This window comes from Mesorhizobium sp. 8 (assembly GCF_006351905.1).
Taxonomy (GTDB): Bacteria; Pseudomonadota; Alphaproteobacteria; order Rhizobiales; family Rhizobiaceae; genus Mesorhizobium; species Mesorhizobium composti.
Genome location: NZ_CP040914.1, coordinates 4,091,890 through 4,110,458, shown reverse-complemented (window position 1 = coordinate 4,110,458; position 18,569 = coordinate 4,091,890). Strand labels below are relative to the sequence as shown.

Below are 18,569 nucleotides of genomic sequence, written 5' to 3'. Positions count from 1 at the left end.
GTCAGTGTTCCTGAAGACCGGTGATCATGGCGACGATCTCGTTCTTGTCGGTTTCGGCCGTCTTGCGCACGCCGATCTGCCTGCCGCGCCGCAAAACGCAGATGCGATCCGAGAGCCGGAACACCTGGTCGAGGCTGTGGCTGATGATAAGCACGCCTATATTGCGCGACTTGAGCGACAGCACGATCTCCTCGACCTTCGCCGTTTCGGCAACACCGAGCGCGGCCGTCGGCTCGTCGAGCAGGATCAGCTTGCTTGCCCAATGAGTGGCACGGGCAATGGCGACACCCTGCCGCTGGCCGCCTGAAAGGTCGCGGATCGTGGCATGAGCGGAAGGAATTCGGACATCCAGTTCCTTCACCAGTTGCTCGGTCTCGGCGATCATCCTGCGGCGGTCGAGCAGGCCGAAACGGTTCACTGGCTCGCGGCCGAGGAACATGTTCATGTAGACGCTCTGCTGATCGGCCAGGGCAAGATCCTGGTAGACGACCTCGATGCCGCGCGCACGCGCCATCGTGGCGTTCGACATCGTCACGGTCTCGTTGTCGATGGCGATGCTGCCCGACGTCGGGGGATGGACGCCGGAGACGATCTTGATCAGCGTCGACTTGCCGGCGCCGTTGTCGCCGACCAGCGCGACGATCTCGCCCGGATGGATGTCGAGCGAGAACTTCTCGATGGCCGTGATGCCGCCGAAGGTCTTGCGGATGTCGGTGAGTTGCAGGACCGGCGCATTGGTGGAAATCGCATTGGCGGGCATGGCATGACCTCCTAGACCGGCCAGGCGTAAGGTTCGCCGAAGGCGTTCTCGATGGTCTCGACCTTCGGGGCGCCGGTCGAGATGCCGGAGACGCCGACGACATAGGCGCGGGTGACGAAGGCCTGGCCGCGAAAGCCGAACACGGCGGTGTCGCCGGGCTTCGGCGCCGTCGGGCCGGTAGCGTCGATCATTGCATAATAGTCGATGGCCGAGGGCGGCGGGACCTCGACGCTTCGCAGGGCGGCGGCCGCTGTCGTCGGCTCGGCGCCGACGATCGTCTTCACGTCGTATGCGGGGAAGATGGGGTCGATGTAGAAGCCGCCGCCGAAGCAGTAAGCCTTGCCGCCGGAAAGATGCGATACTTCGGTAAGGTAGAGCACCGCCGGCAGTTCCGGCAGGTCTTCCATGACATGCAGTGCGGTGGTGCCGTGCAGGCCGTTGCCCGGCTCGCACTGGGTCGCGCCGGCGTCGGCCAGCGCCGCCAGCATGACGCTGGAAGTCGTGCCCGGCGCGTTGATCTCGACATCCTTGCGGCCGGCTTTCGCCAGAGCGTCCGCAGCCTTCGTCAGGGTGGCCAGATTGTGCGTCGGCTTGACCTTGCGGCTCTCGTGGTCGAACAGCAGCGCCGGGAACGTCGTGATGCCGGCGAAGCGGCCTCCGTCCACCGCGTCCAGCCTGTCGGCGACGGCGGCGATGCCGTCGGCGGCAAAGCCGCCCTCATGGCCGCGATAGAAGGTGTCGCCTTTGGCCTGGACGCGCGCGAGCAGAGCCTGCGTATAGCCGGCGGTCTTGGCACCGGCGCCGGCCTCCACGGCCTTCGTCTCGTTGAACACGGTCCAGTAGTCAGGACGGAAGGCGCCGGCGGCGGCAGCCGCCTCGTGCCGGGCCACCTGCTGAAGATGACCGAGATGGCCGAGCCTGAGGCCGGCCTTGTGGGTAGCGCGCGCGCAGGCCATGTCGACGGCTACGGCACGATCGATGCCGCCGCGCATGAGCGCCCGGCAGAAGGACGACGAGCGCCCGACCTGCTTGGTCATGGCGAACACCTTGAGGCCATGACGGTCGGCCTCTTCCTTGAGGACGCGGGCATTGCCCTCGACCGTATCGAGGTCGATCACATAGGCGTTGGCCGGCAATTTGCCCTGCTGGTGCAAGGCCATTGCCGCCTCGACGAAGGCCGGATTACGGCGGCGCAGGATATCGAGAAACATGAAAACCTTCCTCAGCGGTTCTTTTCGCGCAGCGAGACGGCGACCGCCGCCAGGATGATGAGGCCGCGCACGATCATCTGGTCGGAAACGGAAAGGCCCATCAGGATCAGGCCGTTGTTGAGCATGCCCATCATCAGCGAGCCGACGAGCGCGCCGACGATAGAGCCCTTGCCGCCGTTGAGCAGCGTGCCGCCGACAATGACGGCGGCGATGACGGTCATCAGGTCCGTCTCGCCCAGCGTGTATTTCGCCGCCTGCAGCCGCCCCGCATAGAGCAGGCCGGCCAGCCCCGCGAGGCCGCCGCTGATCGTCAGCACGGCCAGCCGGATACGCGGCACGCTGATGCCGGAAACGGCGGCGGCGCGCGCATTGTCGCCGGTGGCCAGCACATGCGCGCCGAAACGGCTCTCACGAAAGACGAGATGGCCTATGGCGACGGCGATGACGGTCCACCAGATCAGCGCGGGGACGCCGAGGAGGGAACCCGAGCCGAAGAAGCCGGTGAAGGTCGAATCCATCACCGGAATGGAGCGCAGATTGGTCATCGAGCGCGACACGCCGGCAAACAGGCCCATCGTCGCCAGCGTCACCAGGAAGGACGGCAGCTTGACATAGGCGACGAGCGCTCCGTTGACGAAACCGATGAGCAGCCCGGCGCCGAGCCCTGCCAACACGCCGGGCGCCAGGCCGTAGGCATTGATCGTCACCGCCGCGGCGAGCGCCGCCACCGCGACGATCGAGCCGATCGACAGGTCGATCTCGCCCGCCGCCATCACGAATACCAGGCCGATCGCCATGATCGTGGCCGGCGCCGTCTGCAGCACGATGTTGGACAGGTTGCGGACGGTCAGGAAGCCGCTGTCCCTCAGCACCACGGCGAAGAAAAGGAAGATCGCCAGGAAGCCGAGATAGACGACATATTGCTGCAGGTTGAAGCGGCTGGCGAAACCGCCCGTCCGGTCCGCGGCGCCGGTATTGGCGATGGGCATCGATCTTCCTCCGAAGGGGAGCGGGGCAGCAAGGCCCCGCTGACTATTTCATCGCGTCGGCGACGGTTGCGGGAACGTCCTTGTTGAGCGACTTCTTCCAGCCATCGGCGACATTGTCCTTGGTGACGGCGAGCGAATCGACCACCAGGAACGGCTGCACCTCTTGGCCCACCAGCGAGCCGGCCGCCGCGCGCGCCACGGTGACGCCGATATTGTAGGCTTCGTCGGCCACGAGCGCGGCGACGTTGCCGCCCTTGACCATATCGAGCGCCGCCGGTTCGTTGAGGTCCAGCGTCACGATCCTGGTATGGCTGTTGCCGGCGGCCCGCAGGGTCGACAGCACGCTGAGCGCCGGTTCGGCCCAGGTGACGTAGATGCCGTCGAGATCGGGATGCTGGGTGATCATGCCCTGCGCGATCTCCTCGGCGCGCGCGGGATCGGCCATGCCGGCCTCGGCGACGATCTTCATGTCCGGATAGTCCTGCTCGATGGTCTTCTTGAAGGCACCGTCGCGCTGGTTGGTCACATAGAAATCGGCGTCGTGGAAAATGTAGCCGACCTTGCCCTTCTTGCCGAGGGCGTCGGCCATGGCGACGGCGGCCTTGTTGCCCATCTGGAACAGGTCGTCGGAAACGATCGTCACATAATCCTTGCCCTGCTCGTAGCCGGCTGGCGAATTGTCGACGAAGGCGAGCTTGACGCCGGCGGCACGCGCCGGGTCGTAGACGGCCGCGGCCGTCGCCGGGTCGACCGGCAGCGAGACGATGATGGACGGCTTCTTGGCCAGCACCGTCTCGACATCCGATTTCTGGCGCGCCGCGTCGAAGCCGGCATCGGTCTGCGCGACAACCTCGATGCCGAGGCGCTTGAACTCGTCATGGGCACCGCTGTTGACGGCATTGGTGTATTCGCTCATCTCATGCCAGACGAGAGCGGCGGTAAACTTGCCGGCCTTGATCTCATCTTCCTGCTGGGGTGTCAGCGTCAGGCTGGCGGCGGGTGTCGGTTTCTCGCCATGCGGTCCGGTCGTCGCACCGTCGGCGGCGAAAGCGGTGGTAGCCACCGTCAGGCTGGCCAGCGCGACAAGGCTCTTCAACATCGTTCTCATGACTTCCTCCAACCTGATATCGGCCCGGCGGCGACGGCCGCCGCCGGGTGGCTGCATTACTTCGCGGCGTCGAGCACCGACTGCGGCGCGTCGCGGTTGAGCGATTCCTTCCATCCCTCGGCGACATTCTCCTTGGTCACCGTAAGTGCGGGAGCGACGACGAAGGCAGGGGTCGGCTGGTCGAGCAGCGCCTTCATGCCGGCCGCCGCCATGGCGCGGCCGAGTTCATAGGCCTTGTCGGCGACCAGGGCCGCCACGTTGCCGCCCTTGACCATGTCCAGCGCCACCGGCTCGGCGAGATCCAGCGTGACGATCTTCGTCTTAGTGTTGCCGGCTCCGCGCAGCGCCGACAGGACCCCGTCCGCCGGTTCCGCCCAGGTCACATAGATGCCGTCGAGATCGGGATGCTGCAGCAGCATGGCGCTCGCCAGTTCCTCGGCGCGCGCCGGGTCGGAAATGCCCTGCTCGGCGACAATCTTGATGTCGGGATAGTCCTTCTCGATGGTGGACTTGAACGCCTGGTCGCGCTGGTTGGTGACGTAGTAACTGGCGTCGTGGAAGATGTAGCCGACCGTGCCCTTGCCGCCGATGGCCTTGGCCAGCGCATCCGCAGCCTGCTTGCCCATCTGGAAAAGATCGTCGGTGACGATCGAGGCGTAGTCGGTGCCCTGCTTGTAACCCTGCGGCACGTTGGACAGGAAGACGAGCTTGGTGCCGTCCTTGACCGCCTGGCGGAACGCCTCGGCCGAGGTCACCGGGTCGAGCGGCAGCGAAAGGATGACGTTCGGCTTGGCGGCCAGTGCCGTCTCGATGTCGCTGCGCTGGCGTGCGGCGTCGAACTGGGCGTCGGTGGTCACGGCGATGGTGACGCCGGCGCGCGCGAACTCGTCCTTGGCGCCGGCCGAAACCGCGTTGGTGAAATCGGATGACGTATGCCACAGCAGCGCCGCCTTGTAGCCCTTGTCCTTCAGCGCGGCGATGTCGGAATCGGTCAGCTTGACCTCGGCGCTCGGCGTGGCGGTCTCGCCGGACGGGCCGACCGTCTGGGCGAAGGCGGCGCTGCCTGCCAGTGAAAGACCGGCCGCGAACGCTGCGGTCAGAATGGATTTGAACAACATGGCGGTTCCTCCCTTGGATCGCTTCGACTGTCGATGGTTCATGCAACCGTGCCGCAATAGTCGACCATGAAGGCGGCGAAGCCGACGATGCCGGCCAGGTATTCCTCCACGTCCACATGCTCGTCGTGGGTGTGGCAGTTGCGGATATCGCCAGGCGCGCAATAGACGGCCGGTATGCCGAGGCGGTTGACGAAGAAGGGCGTCTCCGACCAGAAAGGCGCGCCTTCGATCGCGCCTCGCCCCGTCATGGCCGACTCCATCCTGGCCGACAGCATGCGCACTTCCGCCGCGTCCCGATCGATCTCGGCGGCGGTGCCGCCAAGCGGATGGTCGCGTCCGGCCGGATAGGCGAACTCGACCCTGATCTCCGGATCGGCGATCGCTTCGCGCACCGTCTTCTCGATTTCGGCCGCCGCCGTGTCCAGCGATTCGCCGGGCAGCAGCTTGCGGATCAGCGACAGCGTGCAGCGTTCGGGCACTGCGATGTAGCCACCGCCCGCAAGCCCGGTGACGAGCAGGAAGCCGCGCCCGACAAGCGGGTGGTCGGCACGCGCCGCCACCGCATCGGAATGCCGCCACAGCGCCGTCATCGCCGCATGGGCAGCCCGCAGCGCATCCTTGCCAAGTTCCGGGACGCCGAAATAGGCCGACTTGCCGGTGATGGTGATGTCGGTGATGAAGAAGCCGATCTGTGCCGGATAGACCGCAAGCCGGGTCGGCTCGACATAGACGGCGAAATCTGGCTTCGCGACTTCGCCCGCCTCGATGGCGCCGACGAAATGCTTGATCCCGGCCGACACGCCGGTGCCGGGCTGGCCGCTTTCCTCGTCGCCGACAAAGGCGAAGGAGACGTCTCCGGCCAGCCTAACACCGGCGCGGTCGAGCAGCTTCAGGGCCGCCAGCGAGGCGCTGATGCCCGCCTTGAGGTCGCCTGCTCCGCGCCCCCATATCGCACCGTCGACGATCGGCGCGGCGAACGGGTCCTCACGCTCGGTTCCGGCCCAGTGCTCGCGCCAGCCGTCGACATGGACGGTATCGGTATGGCCGATGAACAGGAGGCGCTTGCCGCCGCCCGCGCCCTTGCGTTCGGCCCAGATGTTGGGCCGGCCCGGCAGAAAATCCGCCGTCGTCAGGCCGGCAAGGCCAAGCGCCTGCATCTGCTGTTCGAGATAGGCAACGAAATTGGCCTCGTTGCCGGTGATGCTCTCGCGCCCGATCGCGCCACGCCAAAGGGCGAGAGCGTCCTCGCGGTCGAGGGCCTTGCGCAGGCGCTGCATCAGGTCGTCGCGCGCCGGCATCATCCTGCCTCCCGCAACGCGTCGACATCGGCAGGCGGCAGCGAGATGCGGCCGTCGGGTGCATCGACGCCGAACAGGGTGTTGTGCAACTGGCCGAGCCCGATGGCGGCGGCGCCGACGATGGCCGCACGCGCGCCGAGCGTCCCGGTTTCGACGTCGACCGGATAGGGGAAGCATTGCGGCAGGAACGCCTTGACGCGGGCCAGCATCTCCGCACGCAACCCGATCGAGCCGCCGAGGATGATCTTCTGCGGGTTGGCGATAGCCGCGATGGCGGCGATGCCGCGCGCCAGATTGCGCGCAACCTCGTCGAGGACCTGGGCGGCGGCGGCCTCGCCGGCATTGGCATTGTCGAAGATGGCCGGAACGCCGAGACGGTTGCCCGACAGGGCAGCATAGCGCTCGACGATGCCGTGCGAGGCGACGACGCGCTCGAAGGCGCCGGAGCGAAGGGATTCCGGCTCGAACGGGTCGGCGCCCAGCGGCAGGAACCCCATCTCGCCCGCCGCATTGATGGCGCCGCGAACGAGGTGACCTCCGACCATCAGGCCGCTGCCGATGCCGGTGCCGAGCGCGACATAAGCGAGGTCGTCGATGCCCTGTCCCTGCCCCAGCCAGTTTTCACCCATCACCGAGAGGTTGACGTCGTTTTCCAGGATCACGTCGAAGCCGAACGCCCGCGCGAGGGAACCGGCGACATCCATGCTGTCGAAGCCCGCGATGTTGGGCGCCAGCATCACACGTCCGGTGCGGCTGTCGGGCGCTCCCGGCACGCCGACCACGGCCAGGCGGATCCTGTCGCGGGAAACCCCCTTCGCCTCGGCCGCCCGGAAGGCCAGCGAGACGATCTGGTCGACGACGAACCGGCCGCCGCGTGGATCGGTCGGCGCCATCTCTTCGCCGAAGATCTGGCAGGCGAGATCGGTGATCGCCACCCTCACCTTGGTGCCGCCGAGGTCGACGGCGACGATATAGGCGGCATCATAGACCAGTTCGTAGGTTACGGCGGTGCGCCCGACATGGCCCTTGGTGCGGCCGGTCTCCTGCACCCAGCCTTCCTGTTCGAGCGTGCGCACGATTTCGGAAATGGTCTGCTTCGACAGGCCGGTCTGCTTGGCGATCGAGGCCCGCGAGATCGGACCGCCCTGAACGATCGCCTCCATGACGGAGCGCTGCGAGAACTTCCGGGAGATGTTCAGGCTGTCGTTCACCGCACCCTCATTAATTCGTTCTGTTACCGAACTTATTAAGCGACGGGTAAACTGTCAATCATGATTCCGCGCATGAAAAAGGGCTCCCGACAGTGCCGGGAGCCCTCGCAAAGAACCTGATGCGGCAGTTCAGGCGACTTTGCGGCCGGCAACGAGGTCTTCGATGCGGACGGGAAAGCGGCGGACGCGCACGCCCGTCGCATGCCAGACGGCGTTGGCAACGGCGCCCACCGTGCCGGTGATGCCGATCTCGCCGACGCCCTTGACGCCGAGCGGATTGACGTGGGCGTCCTCCTCCGGGATCAGGATGGCCTCGACCGAAGGCACGTCCGCATTGACGGGCACATGGTATTCGGCAAGGTCGGCGTTCATGATGCGGCCGGTGCGGCGATCGGTGACCGCCTCTTCGTGCAGGGCGAAGGAGACACCCCAGATCATGCCGCCGTAGTACTGGCTTTGCACCAGGCGCGGATTGATGATGCGGCCGGCGGCGAAGGCGCCGACCAGCCGCGTCGCCCGCACCTGGCCAAGATCGGGATCGACCTTCACCTCGGCGAACACCGCCCCGTGCGAGAACATCGCATAGGCCGACGCGACCGCCGGGTCGCGCGCGGCCTTGGCGGTGCCGACGATTTGCGCGCGGCCGGCGCGCTTCAGGATATCGGCATAGCTGTCGCTGCGCGTCTCGTCATCGCGGCGATACAACCGGCCTTCCCGCGCCACGATGCCAATGTTGCCGGCGCCGAACAGCGGCGACGCGGGATCGGCGGTGGCGAGTTCCGCCAGCCTGGCGATGGCGTCCCCGCCGGCCTTGTGGAGCGCAAGCCCGGCGCTGGCGGTATGGCCGGAGCCACCGGCCACGCCGCCATCGGGAAGGTTCGACAGGCCCGAATGGAATTCGACCTGGCTCGGATCGAGGCCGAGCGCCTCGGCGGCGATCTGGGCGAGCGCCGTCCAGGCGCCCTGCCCCATGTCGGCGCCGGCGGTTTCCACCAGCGCCGTGCCGTCGGCGCGCAAGGTAGCGCGTGCCTCGGCCGGGAAATGCGGGCAGTGGAAAACGGCCGTGCCCATGCCCCAACCGACGAGGAAGCCGTTCTCGTCGCGCATCCGGCGCGGCTCCAGCGGACGGCCGGACCAGCCGAAGCGCTTCGCACCTTCGGCGTAGCATTCACGCAGCGTCTTGGAGGAAAACGGCCTGCCGGTTGCCGGCTCCGTCTCGGCGTAGTTGGCAAGCCGGAAGGCGAGCGGGTCCATGCCGCAGGCCTCTGCCGCCTCGTCGATCGCCGCCTCCAGCGCCGCCGACCCGGACGCCGCGCCCGGCGCGCGCATCGGCCCCGGCGTGCCGACATTGAGGCGCAGCCCCTCGTGCTCGGCGAGGATGGCCGGTGCCGCGTAGAGCGGCAGGGCAATGTTCGCGGACGGTTCGATGAAGTCGTCGAAGGTAGATGTCTCGGCGAGCGCATGATGGTGCAGCGCGGTCATCCGCCCCTCGCCGTCGGTGCCGATACGCAGTTTCTGCCAGGTCCGGCCGCGATGACCGACCGGGCCGAACATCTGCTTTCGCGGCAACGCCAGCTTGACCGGGCGGCCGAGCATGCGCGCAGCGAGGATGGTGAGGATCTGCGGCCCGTTGAGGATCGCCTTGGAGCCGAAACCACCACCGAGGAAGGGTGAGCGGATCAGCACGTTCTCGGCCGGAATGCCGAAATAGGCACCGTAAGCAGCCGCGCTCAGCGCCAAGGCCTGGTTGGGCATGTCGAGCGTCACCCGGTCGCCGTCCCATTCGGCGACGACCGCGTGCGGTTCCATCGCGTTGTGGTACTGCGGCGGCGTCTCGTAATCGACCTCGGTGACCCGGACGGCTTCAGCCAGCCCTGCCTCGACATCGCCATGGGCGGTTCGAGCGGCCGCACCGACGCCGACGGCAGCCGGGGCAAAGCGCTCGCCGCTCTCCAGGTCGATGGCTGCGCTTTCCACCTCATAGTGCGGATCGAGCAGGGAAGCACCCTCCGTCGCCGCTTCCAGCGTCTCGGCGATCACCATGGCGATCGGCTGGTTGACGTAGCGCACGGTGTCGTCCTGCAGCACGTCGACGCGGAAGCCGAAGGGCGGCATCTTCTCGTCGGGGTCGTGGGCCAGCGGCGGCCGGTTGGCCGGCGTCAGCACCTCGACGACGCCGGGATGCGCTTTGGCCGCGGCGACGTCGAGGCTCGTTACCCGGCCGCGCGCGATGCTGGCGCCCGCCGCTACGGCGTAGAGCACACCGTCGGGATGGTTGTCGGCGGCATAGGTGGCGCGGCCGGTGACCTTGAGCAGGCCGTCACGGCGCGTCAACGGCTGGCCGGCATTGGAACCCGCCCGGCCGTATTGGAGGGGAGAGGCAGCGTTTTCAGGCGACATGGTACGCTCCGGGATTGGTGGAGAAGGGCGAGGCCGGCAGGGCCGGCATTTCCTGCGGCGTCCCTGCCAGCGCGAAATTCAACGCACGGGCGACGATGCGGCGTGCCAGCTCGATCTTGAAGGCGTTGGCACCTGAAGGCCGCGCCTCGGCGAGCGCCAGTTCCGCCGCCCCGGCGAAAGCTTCAGCGGTCGGCTTCGCACCGGCCAGAGACGCCTCCGCCTCACGGGCTCGCCAGGGTTTGGCGGCGACGCCGCCGAGCGCGATGCGGGCGGCGCGGATCGTGTCGCCTTCCATCTCCAGCGCCGCCGCCGCCGACACCACGGCGAAAGCATAGGAGGTGCGCTCGCGCAGCTTCAGGTAGCGGGCGTTGCCGGTGAAGGACGCGGCTTCCGCCGGCAGCCGCAAAGCGACGATCAATTCGCCGGCTGCCAGCGTGCTTTCCTGTTCCGGCGTGGAGCCCGGCAGGGCATGCAGCGAATCCAGCGCGATCTCGCGGGTGCCGTGCGGCCCTTCCACCTCAACCACCGCGTCGAGCGCCACCAGCGGCACGCAGAAGTCGGACGGGTGGGTGGCGATGCAGTGCTCGCTCCAGCCGAGCACCGCGTGCAGGCGGTTCTCGCCTTCCAGCGCATCGCAGCCCGAGCCCGGCGCGCGCCGATTGCAGGCGCTGGCAAGGTCCTGGAAATAGGCGCAGCGCGTACGCTGCATCAGGTTGCCGCCGACGGTCGCGGCATTGCGAAGCTGCGCGGATGCGCCCGACAGCAGCGCCTCGGCAACCACCGGAAAGGTTTTGGCAAAGTGTTCGTCATAGGCGAGGTCGGAGTTGCGCACCAGCGCGCCGATACGCACGCCGCCGTCCGGCAGCCATTCGATGCGATCGAGGCCGGGCAGACGCGTGATGTCGACGACGCGCTGCGGCCGCGAAACGCCGATCTTCATCAGGTCGAGCAGGTTGGTGCCGGCGCCGAGATAGATCGATCCCGGTTCGGAGACGGCGGCGATGGCCTCGGCCACGCTGGCCGGCTGGATATAGTCGAAGCGGTTCATGCCGCGTCCCTCCGGCTGGAGTCCGCGCCGGCAAGCGTCCGCTGCGCCTCGAGAACGGCTTCGGTGATGCCCTTGTAGGCGGCGCAGCGGCAGATGTTGCCGCTCATCAGTTCGCGGATGCGCTCGGGATCGTCGCCGGCATGCCCCTCGGCGATCAGGCCGACGGCGCTCATGATCTGGCCCGGCGTGCAATAGCCGCACTGGAAGCCGTCATGGGCGATGAAGGCGGCCTGCACCGGGTGCAGCGTGTCGCCGTCGGCCAGCCCCTCGATGGTGGTGACTTCGGCGCCGTCGAGGCTGGCGGCCAGAACCAGGCAGGAGTTGATGCGCCGTCCGTCGACAAGCACGGTGCAGGCGCCGCACTGGCCGCGGTCGCACCCTTTCTTGGTGCCGGCCAGAACGAGCCGCTCCCGCAACAGGTCGAGCAGCGTGACGCGCGGGTCGTCGAGTTCGACGTCACGCGGCTGACCATTGACGGAAAGGCTGATGGAGAGAGCCATGTTGTACTCCATTCAGTTTCTATGGTGTATGAATCCAAGCCGCCGGAAGACGGCACGAGGTGCGGGCGCGGGAAGGATACTGACGCGGACGTTCGTCGGCCCTGGCCGGGAATGCGTGCCTTTGTGCGTTTCCCCGGTATCTGTTATTTATACGGAGGATGCCTCCGTTTATCAAGAGGGAAAGAGCACGTTCTGAACAAATGGGACAGGAAACCGTAAAAACAAGGCGCAAGCCGCGCGCGGATTCGCTGCGCAACCGCGAGCTTCTGCTGGAAGCGGCGACCCATGTGTTCAGCACGGGCGGGCCGCAGGCGAGCCTGGAAGCGGTGGCGCGCCGGGCGGGCGTCGGCATCGGCACGCTCTATCGCCACTTCCCGACGCGCGAGGCGCTGTTCGAGGCCGTATACCGGCACGAGGTCGATCACCTTGCCGATCTCGCCGGCCTGCTTTCCTTCGAGCCAGATCCGGTCGAGGCCCTACGGCAATGGCTGCACGCGAACGTGCGGCTGGTCGCCGCCAAGAAAGGCATGATCCAAGGGCTGCAACTGGTCGCGCATGGCTCCTCGGAACTCAAGGCCTATTCCTTCGAGCGCCTGACCGAGGCCGTCGGCCTGCTGCTCGGCCGGGGCGTCGCGGCAGGCGAACTGCGTGCCGACATTGCGCCGGAAGACCTGCTGCGCACGCTTCTCGGCATCTTCTATTCGCAAGGCACCGCGGACTGGCAACCGGCGGCGTTGCGCCTTGTCGACGTCTTCGTCGACGGCTTGCGCAAGCGCTGATCGTGCTCAGGCGGCCGTGAAAAGCCACTCGAAGAAGGCGACGTTTTCACGATCCATGTCATCGTCGACCGGTTCCGGCTGCGAGGCCATCTTGACGACGACGGTCTCGGTCGCCGGATCGACGACCACCCATTGGCCGTGGATACCGATGCCGCAGAACCAGCCCTTGCCGCTCTGATACCATTTGTTGCGGTAGCGTCCTTCGGGCAGGAGGTTGACGAAGTCGCCGACCAGCCAGGCATCGCGGCTGCCGGCGGTTGTCGTGTCGCGAATCCAGCTTTCGGCGACGATGCGCTTGCCGCCGGCGATGCCGCCCTGCCGCATCATCTCGCCGACGCGGGCAAGGTCGCGCGGGCTGATCGACACGCCGCCGGCGGTGCGCGCATAGCCCCGGCGATCCACCGTGACGGCCACCGTGCCGCGAATGCCAAGGGGTTCCCACAGGCGTTCCCGCATGAGGTCGCATACCCGTTGCCCGGATGCCCGTTCGACGATGATGCCCAGCATGTCCGAGTTGGGCGAGCGGTAGCGGAAGACCGCGCCATGCAGACCGGGCAACCGCTTGAGATCGCACAGCAGGTCAAGCAGGCTTTCCCCGTTCCCGCCGGGGTTCCACAGCATCGCCTGGCGATAGCGGGCAAACACGCTTTCGGGGTCCAGATAGGCCTCCTCGAAATCGAGACTGACGGTCATGTCCAGCACATGGCGCACCGTGGCATCGCCATAGGCGGAGTTCGCCGCCTCCGGCACGTAGGTCACCACCGGCGCTTCAGGATCGAGCAGCCCGTCGCCTTCGAGGATGCCGGCGACGATGGCCGTCAGCGACTTGCTGATCGAGAAGGCGAGATGCGGCGTGCCGAAGCGCGTATGCGGAGCCTGCCAGTCGGCAACGAACTCGCCGCGCCGCATGACAGCCAGCGCATCGCTGTGCGTGCGTTCGAGAAACGCCCGCACGGTCGGCGTTCCATCCAGCGACGCCACCTCCCTGTCGAGAATGCCGGCCGGGTCCGCAGGCGTCTCGTCCTGCGCCTGCCCGTAGGTCTGGACCACGCTCGGCACGATCTCGGCCACGTTCTGGAAAGCCCAGCGGTTGAACGGCGCCGTGCGCCAATTGGCGAGGGTGACTTCGTCGCGGCGGAAGCCGAATTTCTGCTGGAAGGCCGTGCTGCCTGTCATCGAAGGTCCTCTCCTCGCCCGAGTCGCCGTATCCCTTGGATACGCCGTGTTCCCGTCCGTGCACAGACGGAAAGTCAGCGGCGCTGCTGCCGCAACCATTCAAGCGTGCCGGCAACGTCCGCGAGAGCATGGCCGGCCAGCGTCGCGCCGTTCGGCTTCACCCGTATCGAGATGCCGTCCGCCTCGTTGATCGCCTCGAAGCCATTTTCGTCGGACGTATCGTCGCCGAGGAAGACCGGGCGTCGCCCGCGGAAATCCTCCATCTTCATGAAGCGCCGGATCGCGGCTCCCTTGACTGCCTCCAGCGGCATCAGTTCGACACCGGCATTGCCGGGCAGCAGGCGATAGTTCGGCGGGAGTCGCGTCAAGGCCTGCTCGACGAGATGGATCGCCCGGTCGAGAAGATCCGGGGCAGCGCGCGTGTGGATCGCCAGGATCGGACCCTTGCGCTCGACGTGAACGTTACGGCCGGCGAATTCGACCTCGATCTCGTCGGCCAATGCCGCGATGTCGGCAGGCTCCTTTGCCGGCTCGACCGGACCGCCCGGCTCCAGCCGGTGCTCCAGCCCGTAAAGCCCGGCCGCTCGCAATTCCAGCGGCGCGAACAGCCGGTCGGCCGCCGCCACCGAACGCCCCGTCACCAGGGCCAGCGCCCCGTCGAGCCGATCCTGCAGCGAGGCAAGCAGATCGCGGAGGCCAGCATCGACCACCACCGCATCCGGATGCGGAGCATGTTCCACGAGGGTGCCGTCGATGTCGAGAAACAGCGCCCAGTTCGGCCCGTCGAGATCGGGCGGCGGCAACAGATTCATCCCGCTCACAGTGCCGCCACCCGGCCGCGACGGATCATGGTGAGCAGGTTGCCGTTGCCGGCGGGCGGGCCGCCATGCGCGGTCGCGCGCTCCATCTCGCCGCGCTTGCGCAGGCGGGCGGCATCGAGCAGCATCGAGCCAGCCCAGCGATAGACGTTGTTGTCGCGCACGATCTCGCGCATGCGCCGCATGCGGCTTCGCTGCTCCTGCCCGGGCATCGTCAACGCCTGCTGGAGCGCATCGGCCATCATCGTCACGTCATAGGGGTTGACGATCAGCGCCTCCAGAAGTTCCTTGGAAGCCCCCGCGAACGTCGACAGCAAAAGCACGCCCCGTTCGTCGTCGCGGGCGGCGACGAATTCCTTGGCGACGAGGTTCATGCCGTCGTGAAGGCTGGTGACGAGGCACAGGTCCGCCGCGCGATAGACCTCGTAGACCTGACGCTGCGAATGATGCTCGGCCACCATCAGCACCGGTTTGGAGCCGTTGCGGCCGAAGCGGCGATTGAGTTCATCCGCGTAGCGATGACATTCCTCGTACAACTGGCGGTAGGCGGGCAGCGTGCCACGGCTCGGCGCGGCGACCTGCAGCAAGGTGAGCCTGCCGATCCACTCGGGATGCCGCTCGAACAGATCTTCCAGCGCGCGCAGGCGATCGAGGATACCCTTGGTGTAGTCGAGCCGCTCCACGCCGACGCATAGTTTCACATCGTCGGCCAGGCCGTATTTCTCGCGCACGTCGCGCCGGCAGTCGGCCACCGACGGCAGGGTTTCCAGCTGCACCGGCGGCCATTCGATGGAAATCGGATAGGCGTGCACGAGACTGGTCTGCCCGCCATAGGAGATGGCGGCATCTTCGCGCTCGATGCGGCTCTCCATGAACCTGTCGACGCTCTCGATGAAATTGTTGCAGTGGAACTGCGTGTGGAAGCCGATGATGGAGCTGCCCAGCAGCCCGTCGAGGATCGCCTCGCGCCACGGGCAGATGCTGAAGACTTCCGAATTCGGCCAGGGGATGTGCCAGAAGGTGATGACGATCGCCTCCGGCAGCCTTTCGCGGATCATGCGCGGCAGCAAGGCGAAATGATAGTCCTGGACAAGCACGATGGGCCGCTCGTTGCGCGCTTCCTTGACCACAGTATCGGCGAACTTGCGGTTGACGGCCTGGTAGGTTTCCCAGTCGGAGGTGCGGAAGACGGGACGCGTGAAGGCGATGTGGCAGAGCGGCCAGAGCCCCTCGTTGGCGAAGCCGAGATAGTAGCCTTCATGCTCCTCTTCGCTCAGCCAGACGCGCCGCAGCGTATAGGACGGCCGGTCCGGCGGAACCTGGAGGCTATCGTCGGCGCCGACCGTGAGATGATCGGCCGAACCGCCCCCATAGGCGATCCAGGTGCCGTTGCAGGCACGCGTGATGGGCTCGAGCGCCGAAACGAGGCCGCTCGCCGGCACGACCAGTTCCACCTCGTCGCCGTCGGGACCGTCGACGAGATTGTGGATGTAGGGTTCCCGGTTGGAAACCACGATGACCTGCGCGCCCGGCAGTTCGTCGGCAAGAATCTTGCGCAGCGTGTCGGGGGTCCAATTGACCAGCGCCGCATCGGCCGACTGGCCGTTCTTCTCGAATTCCCGCAGCGGTGTGCGCGCGGTTTCCACGGTCGAATCCGGATTGGCGTAAGCGATGTTGGCGAGATTGCGAGGCGTTCTGCCGCGCCGTGTCCGCACCACCAGGATCACCGCAACGAGGGACAGGACCAGGCTTGCAAGAAGCAAGACCCAGATCGCCGATAGCGAGAGGAACAGGTCCGGGTCGTTGCTTGTCATGACGGTCGAAAAACCTTCGCCCCCCCGCGGAGGGCTTTCACCTATGGGTTCAAGGGATGTCGCCGGATGGTCACCCACCCGGCCGGACATGAGCAACGCGCAAGATCACATTCCGTTCCGGCAATCGCTCAGCTGCGCACCATGAGGGGCACCAGCCCCTCGGAGCGGTCGCCGAGGAAGGCGGCTACGCGATCTCCTATGCGCTGGAAGTTCAGATCGACGCTGACGTCCCCGACCTCGAGGTGGCGGATGACCAGCGTATCGATGCCGATCGGCATTTTCGGACGCGTCACCGTGATCTCGCCCTTCCAGCCGTCGATCTCGATGCCAAGGCACGCCTGCATGAACATGAAGGCGGCGCCCGCCGACCAGGCCTGCGGCAGGCAGGCAACCGGATAGGCGATCGGCGCCTCGCCCGGCGCGCGCGTGAAACCGCAGAACAGTTCCGGCAGGCGCATGTTGAAATGCACGGCAGCCTCGAAAGTGCCGCTCATCAGCCGCACCACCTGTTCGCGCACGCCGTAGCGCGCGAGCCCGGCCGTGCAGATGGCGGTGTCGTGCGGCCAGATCGAGCCGTTGTGGTAGGACATCGGGTTGAAGAAGATGGCGTCGTCGGCCAGCGTGCGGATGCCCCAGCCCGACTGGAAGGACGCCGAAAGCAGCTGCTCGGCCACCAGACGAGCACGCTCCTCCGTCGGCAGGCCGACATAGAGCAGATGGCCGGCATTGGAGGTCCTCACCTCGCATGGCTGGCCTTCGCCGTCGATGGCAAGCGCGTAGGTGCCGAGCTCGTCCAGCCAGAAGCGATCCTCCACCAGTTGCCGCATCGTCTCGGCCCGTTCCTGCCAATGCTGCGCCCGCGCGTCTTCGCCGCGCCGCCGCGCAAGCGTGGCAAGTCCGCGATAAGCGGCGAAGACATAGCCCTGTACCTCGACAAGGGCGATCGGCCCGGGCGGCATGCGGCCATCGGCATGGAAGATGGAATCGACACTGTCCTTCCAGCCTTGATTGGCAAGTCCCGAAGCCGCCGCGCGCTGGTAGGTGACGAAGCCCGTGGCGCGGCTGGCTTCCTCCATCCAGCCGGCAGCCGCCGTCAGCGAATCCCACAGACCGTCGATGAAATCCATGTCGCCGGTGCGCCCGGCATAGGCGGCGGCAAGGTGGATGTAGAGGGGCGTCGTGTCGACGCCGCCATAATACCGGCCGAAAGGCAGTTCGGCGAGCGCGGCCATCTCGCCCTTGCGCGTCTCGTGCATGATCTTGCCCGGCTGGGCATCGCTGAAGGGCGACGTCTCGGCAGCCTGATGCTGGGCCAGGAAGGCGAGCACGCCGCGCGCGAGGCCGGGATTGAGCCACAGCATCTGGAGCGCGGAGATGACGCCGTCGCGGCCGAAGGCGGTGGAGAACCAGGGGATGCCGGCATAGGGATAGGGGCCGGTCGGCAGTTCGGTGGTCAGCAGCGCGACGTCGGCGCGGGCACGCTGGATCCAGTCGTTGAAGACACGGCCCGAACTGTGGACGGTGGCGCCGTGGCGCCGCTTCGCGCGCATAGCGAAACGGGCGCGCGCGGTCGCCCCCCGGAATCGCTCCACCCCTGGCGTGTCGGCGACCTCTGCGCCTACCTCGACATAAAGCGTCCGGCGGCTGCGCTTGGTGACGGCGATGTAGAAATCCGCGCGGTTTTCCAGAAGCCGGTCCGGCGCCTGCGAGAAGGAGAGCACGGAACTGCGTTCCAGCTTGTCCAATCCGTCGTAGCGCAACGCCACCGAGTTTTCGCCCACTTCGGCGGCGCGCACCGTGCCGCGCTGGGCGCGCGTCGAGCCGCGAACCTCGAACATGTCGCGGAAATCGGCCGCGAAGCGCAGCGACAAAAGCACGGTCGAATGCTCCTGGCTGTAGTTGGAAAGCGTGATGCGCTCGAACAGGCGATCCTGCCAGATCAGCCGCACGCGCTCGATATGGACGCCGCCTTGCGGGATATCACGGCCGCCGGCACTCTTGATCGGCAGGTTGGTGAGGTTTGCGGTGAACAGCACGTTGTCCTGGCTGAGCGAGGCGCCGAGCAGCGAAGTCGAGCGGCCGCCGAGCGTCAGGCGGAATTCGGAAAGCACGCGCGTGTCGTCGCGAAAGAAGCCGTCGCCGATACCGCGTATGTCGCCATAGGAATCGGCCACCGCGAAGCAGTCGCCGTGCTTGAGGGCGAACAGCCGGTGCGGTTCGCGCGGCGCCGTCTCGTCGAGCGCGGCTAGCGCCACCGCCGGATCGAGCTTGCGTTCGTCCAGCGGCGCGACGTTCGGGGTGCCGTTTTCAGCGATCCGCTGTTCCTGTCCTGACGCCAT

Annotated in this window: 15 protein-coding genes; 1 reads left to right on the top strand and 14 read right to left on the bottom strand. The window is 66.9% G+C overall.

Features of this window, described 5'->3' with window-relative positions; genetic code table 11:
- Position 1: 1 nt before the first annotated feature.
- The 10 genes from FGU64_RS19760 to FGU64_RS19715 all read right to left on the bottom strand — a co-directional run bounded on the left by FGU64_RS19760 (position 2) and on the right by FGU64_RS19715 (position 11,643).
- Entirely contained in the window at positions 2-760 is a 759-nt protein-coding gene (locus tag FGU64_RS19760) for an ATP-binding cassette domain-containing protein (protein ID WP_139954699.1), read from the bottom strand.
- 11 nt (positions 761-771) lie between these two features.
- Positions 772-1,971: an alanine racemase gene (locus FGU64_RS19755; RefSeq protein ID WP_139954698.1), complete on the bottom strand. Its 1,200-nt coding sequence runs from the start codon at positions 1,969-1,971 to the stop codon at positions 772-774.
- An 11-nt stretch (positions 1,972-1,982) separates the two neighbouring features.
- Entirely contained in the window at positions 1,983-2,960 is a 978-nt protein-coding gene (locus FGU64_RS19750) for an ABC transporter permease (RefSeq protein WP_139954697.1), read from the bottom strand.
- A gap of 43 nt (positions 2,961-3,003) precedes the next feature.
- Complete coding sequence (locus FGU64_RS19745; RefSeq protein WP_139955464.1) at positions 3,004-4,059, bottom strand: substrate-binding domain-containing protein; 1,056 nt, start codon at positions 4,057-4,059, stop codon at positions 3,004-3,006.
- A gap of 65 nt (positions 4,060-4,124) precedes the next feature.
- Entirely contained in the window at positions 4,125-5,186 is a 1,062-nt protein-coding gene (locus FGU64_RS19740; protein ID WP_139954696.1) for a substrate-binding domain-containing protein, read from the bottom strand.
- A gap of 38 nt (positions 5,187-5,224) precedes the next feature.
- On the bottom strand, positions 5,225-6,487 hold the full coding sequence (locus tag FGU64_RS19735) for a M20/M25/M40 family metallo-hydrolase (RefSeq protein WP_246671158.1): 1,263 nt from the start codon (positions 6,485-6,487) through the stop codon (positions 5,225-5,227).
- On the bottom strand, positions 6,484-7,695 hold the full coding sequence (locus FGU64_RS19730; protein ID WP_139954695.1) for an ROK family transcriptional regulator: 1,212 nt from the start codon (positions 7,693-7,695) through the stop codon (positions 6,484-6,486). The genes FGU64_RS19735 and FGU64_RS19730 overlap by 4 nt, the downstream gene beginning before the upstream one ends.
- Positions 7,696-7,824: 129 nt before the next feature.
- Positions 7,825-10,095 carry a xanthine dehydrogenase family protein molybdopterin-binding subunit gene (locus FGU64_RS19725; protein WP_139954694.1) on the bottom strand — a complete coding sequence of 757 codons (2,271 nt, stop codon included), beginning with the start codon at positions 10,093-10,095 and terminating at the stop codon, positions 7,825-7,827.
- Positions 10,085-11,143: a xanthine dehydrogenase family protein subunit M gene (locus FGU64_RS19720; RefSeq protein ID WP_139954693.1), complete on the bottom strand. Its 1,059-nt coding sequence runs from the start codon at positions 11,141-11,143 to the stop codon at positions 10,085-10,087. The genes FGU64_RS19725 and FGU64_RS19720 overlap by 11 nt, the downstream gene beginning before the upstream one ends.
- Positions 11,140-11,643, bottom strand: a complete 504-nt coding sequence (locus FGU64_RS19715; RefSeq protein ID WP_139954692.1) for a (2Fe-2S)-binding protein — start codon at positions 11,641-11,643, stop codon at positions 11,140-11,142. Before FGU64_RS19715 ends, FGU64_RS19720 begins: the two co-directional genes overlap by 4 nt.
- Before the next feature lie 200 nt (positions 11,644-11,843).
- On the opposite strand from FGU64_RS19715, the gene FGU64_RS19710 reads away from it, so the two are divergent.
- On the top strand, positions 11,844-12,422 hold the full coding sequence (locus FGU64_RS19710) for a TetR/AcrR family transcriptional regulator (protein WP_139954691.1): 579 nt from the start codon (positions 11,844-11,846) through the stop codon (positions 12,420-12,422).
- Positions 12,423-12,428: 6 nt separating this feature from the next.
- Here FGU64_RS19710 and FGU64_RS19705 read toward each other — a convergent pair whose 3' ends face one another.
- From FGU64_RS19705 to FGU64_RS19690, 4 genes are all read right to left on the bottom strand, one after another.
- The gene (locus FGU64_RS19705) at positions 12,429-13,598 is read right to left on the bottom strand and encodes a serine hydrolase (RefSeq protein ID WP_139954690.1); all 1,170 of its coding nucleotides are present in this window, start codon (positions 13,596-13,598) and stop codon (positions 12,429-12,431) included.
- A gap of 74 nt (positions 13,599-13,672) precedes the next feature.
- Positions 13,673-14,410, bottom strand: coding sequence for a trehalose-phosphatase (gene otsB / locus FGU64_RS19700; RefSeq protein WP_139955462.1), 738 nt, complete (start codon positions 14,408-14,410; stop codon positions 13,673-13,675).
- A gap of 5 nt (positions 14,411-14,415) precedes the next feature.
- A complete protein-coding gene (locus FGU64_RS19695) occupies positions 14,416-16,230 on the bottom strand; it encodes a trehalose-6-phosphate synthase (RefSeq protein ID WP_139954689.1) in 1,815 nt (604 codons plus the stop codon).
- A 128-nt stretch (positions 16,231-16,358) separates the two neighbouring features.
- The gene (locus tag FGU64_RS19690) at positions 16,359-18,569 is read right to left on the bottom strand and encodes an amylo-alpha-1,6-glucosidase (RefSeq protein WP_139954688.1); all 2,211 of its coding nucleotides are present in this window, start codon (positions 18,567-18,569) and stop codon (positions 16,359-16,361) included.

Excerpts from the sequence above, each read along its gene's own strand:
- FGU64_RS19760 (WP_139954699.1), bottom strand. The coding sequence starts at position 760 with ATGCCCGCCAATGCGATTTCCACCAATGCGCCGGTCCTGCAACTCACC.
- FGU64_RS19755 (WP_139954698.1), bottom strand. The coding sequence starts at position 1,971 with ATGTTTCTCGATATCCTGCGCCGCCGTAATCCGGCCTTCGTCGAGGCG.
- FGU64_RS19750 (WP_139954697.1), bottom strand. The coding sequence starts at position 2,960 with ATGCCCATCGCCAATACCGGCGCCGCGGACCGGACGGGCGGTTTCGCC.
- FGU64_RS19745 (WP_139955464.1), bottom strand. The coding sequence starts at position 4,059 with ATGTTGAAGAGCCTTGTCGCGCTGGCCAGCCTGACGGTGGCTACCACC.
- FGU64_RS19740 (WP_139954696.1), bottom strand. The coding sequence starts at position 5,186 with ATGTTGTTCAAATCCATTCTGACCGCAGCGTTCGCGGCCGGTCTTTCA.
- FGU64_RS19735 (WP_246671158.1), bottom strand. The coding sequence starts at position 6,487 with ATGATGCCGGCGCGCGACGACCTGATGCAGCGCCTGCGCAAGGCCCTC.
- FGU64_RS19725 (WP_139954694.1), bottom strand. The coding sequence starts at position 10,095 with ATGTCGCCTGAAAACGCTGCCTCTCCCCTCCAATACGGCCGGGCGGGT.
- FGU64_RS19720 (WP_139954693.1), bottom strand. The coding sequence starts at position 11,143 with ATGAACCGCTTCGACTATATCCAGCCGGCCAGCGTGGCCGAGGCCATC.
- FGU64_RS19715 (WP_139954692.1), bottom strand. The coding sequence starts at position 11,643 with ATGGCTCTCTCCATCAGCCTTTCCGTCAATGGTCAGCCGCGTGACGTC.
- FGU64_RS19710 (WP_139954691.1), top strand. The coding sequence starts at position 11,844 with ATGGGACAGGAAACCGTAAAAACAAGGCGCAAGCCGCGCGCGGATTCG.
- FGU64_RS19705 (WP_139954690.1), bottom strand. The coding sequence starts at position 13,598 with ATGACAGGCAGCACGGCCTTCCAGCAGAAATTCGGCTTCCGCCGCGAC.
- otsB (WP_139955462.1), bottom strand. The coding sequence starts at position 14,410 with ATGAATCTGTTGCCGCCGCCCGATCTCGACGGGCCGAACTGGGCGCTG.
- FGU64_RS19695 (WP_139954689.1), bottom strand. The coding sequence starts at position 16,230 with ATGACAAGCAACGACCCGGACCTGTTCCTCTCGCTATCGGCGATCTGG.
- FGU64_RS19690 (WP_139954688.1), bottom strand. The coding sequence starts at position 18,569 with ATGGCGTCAGGACAGGAACAGCGGATCGCTGAAAACGGCACCCCGAAC.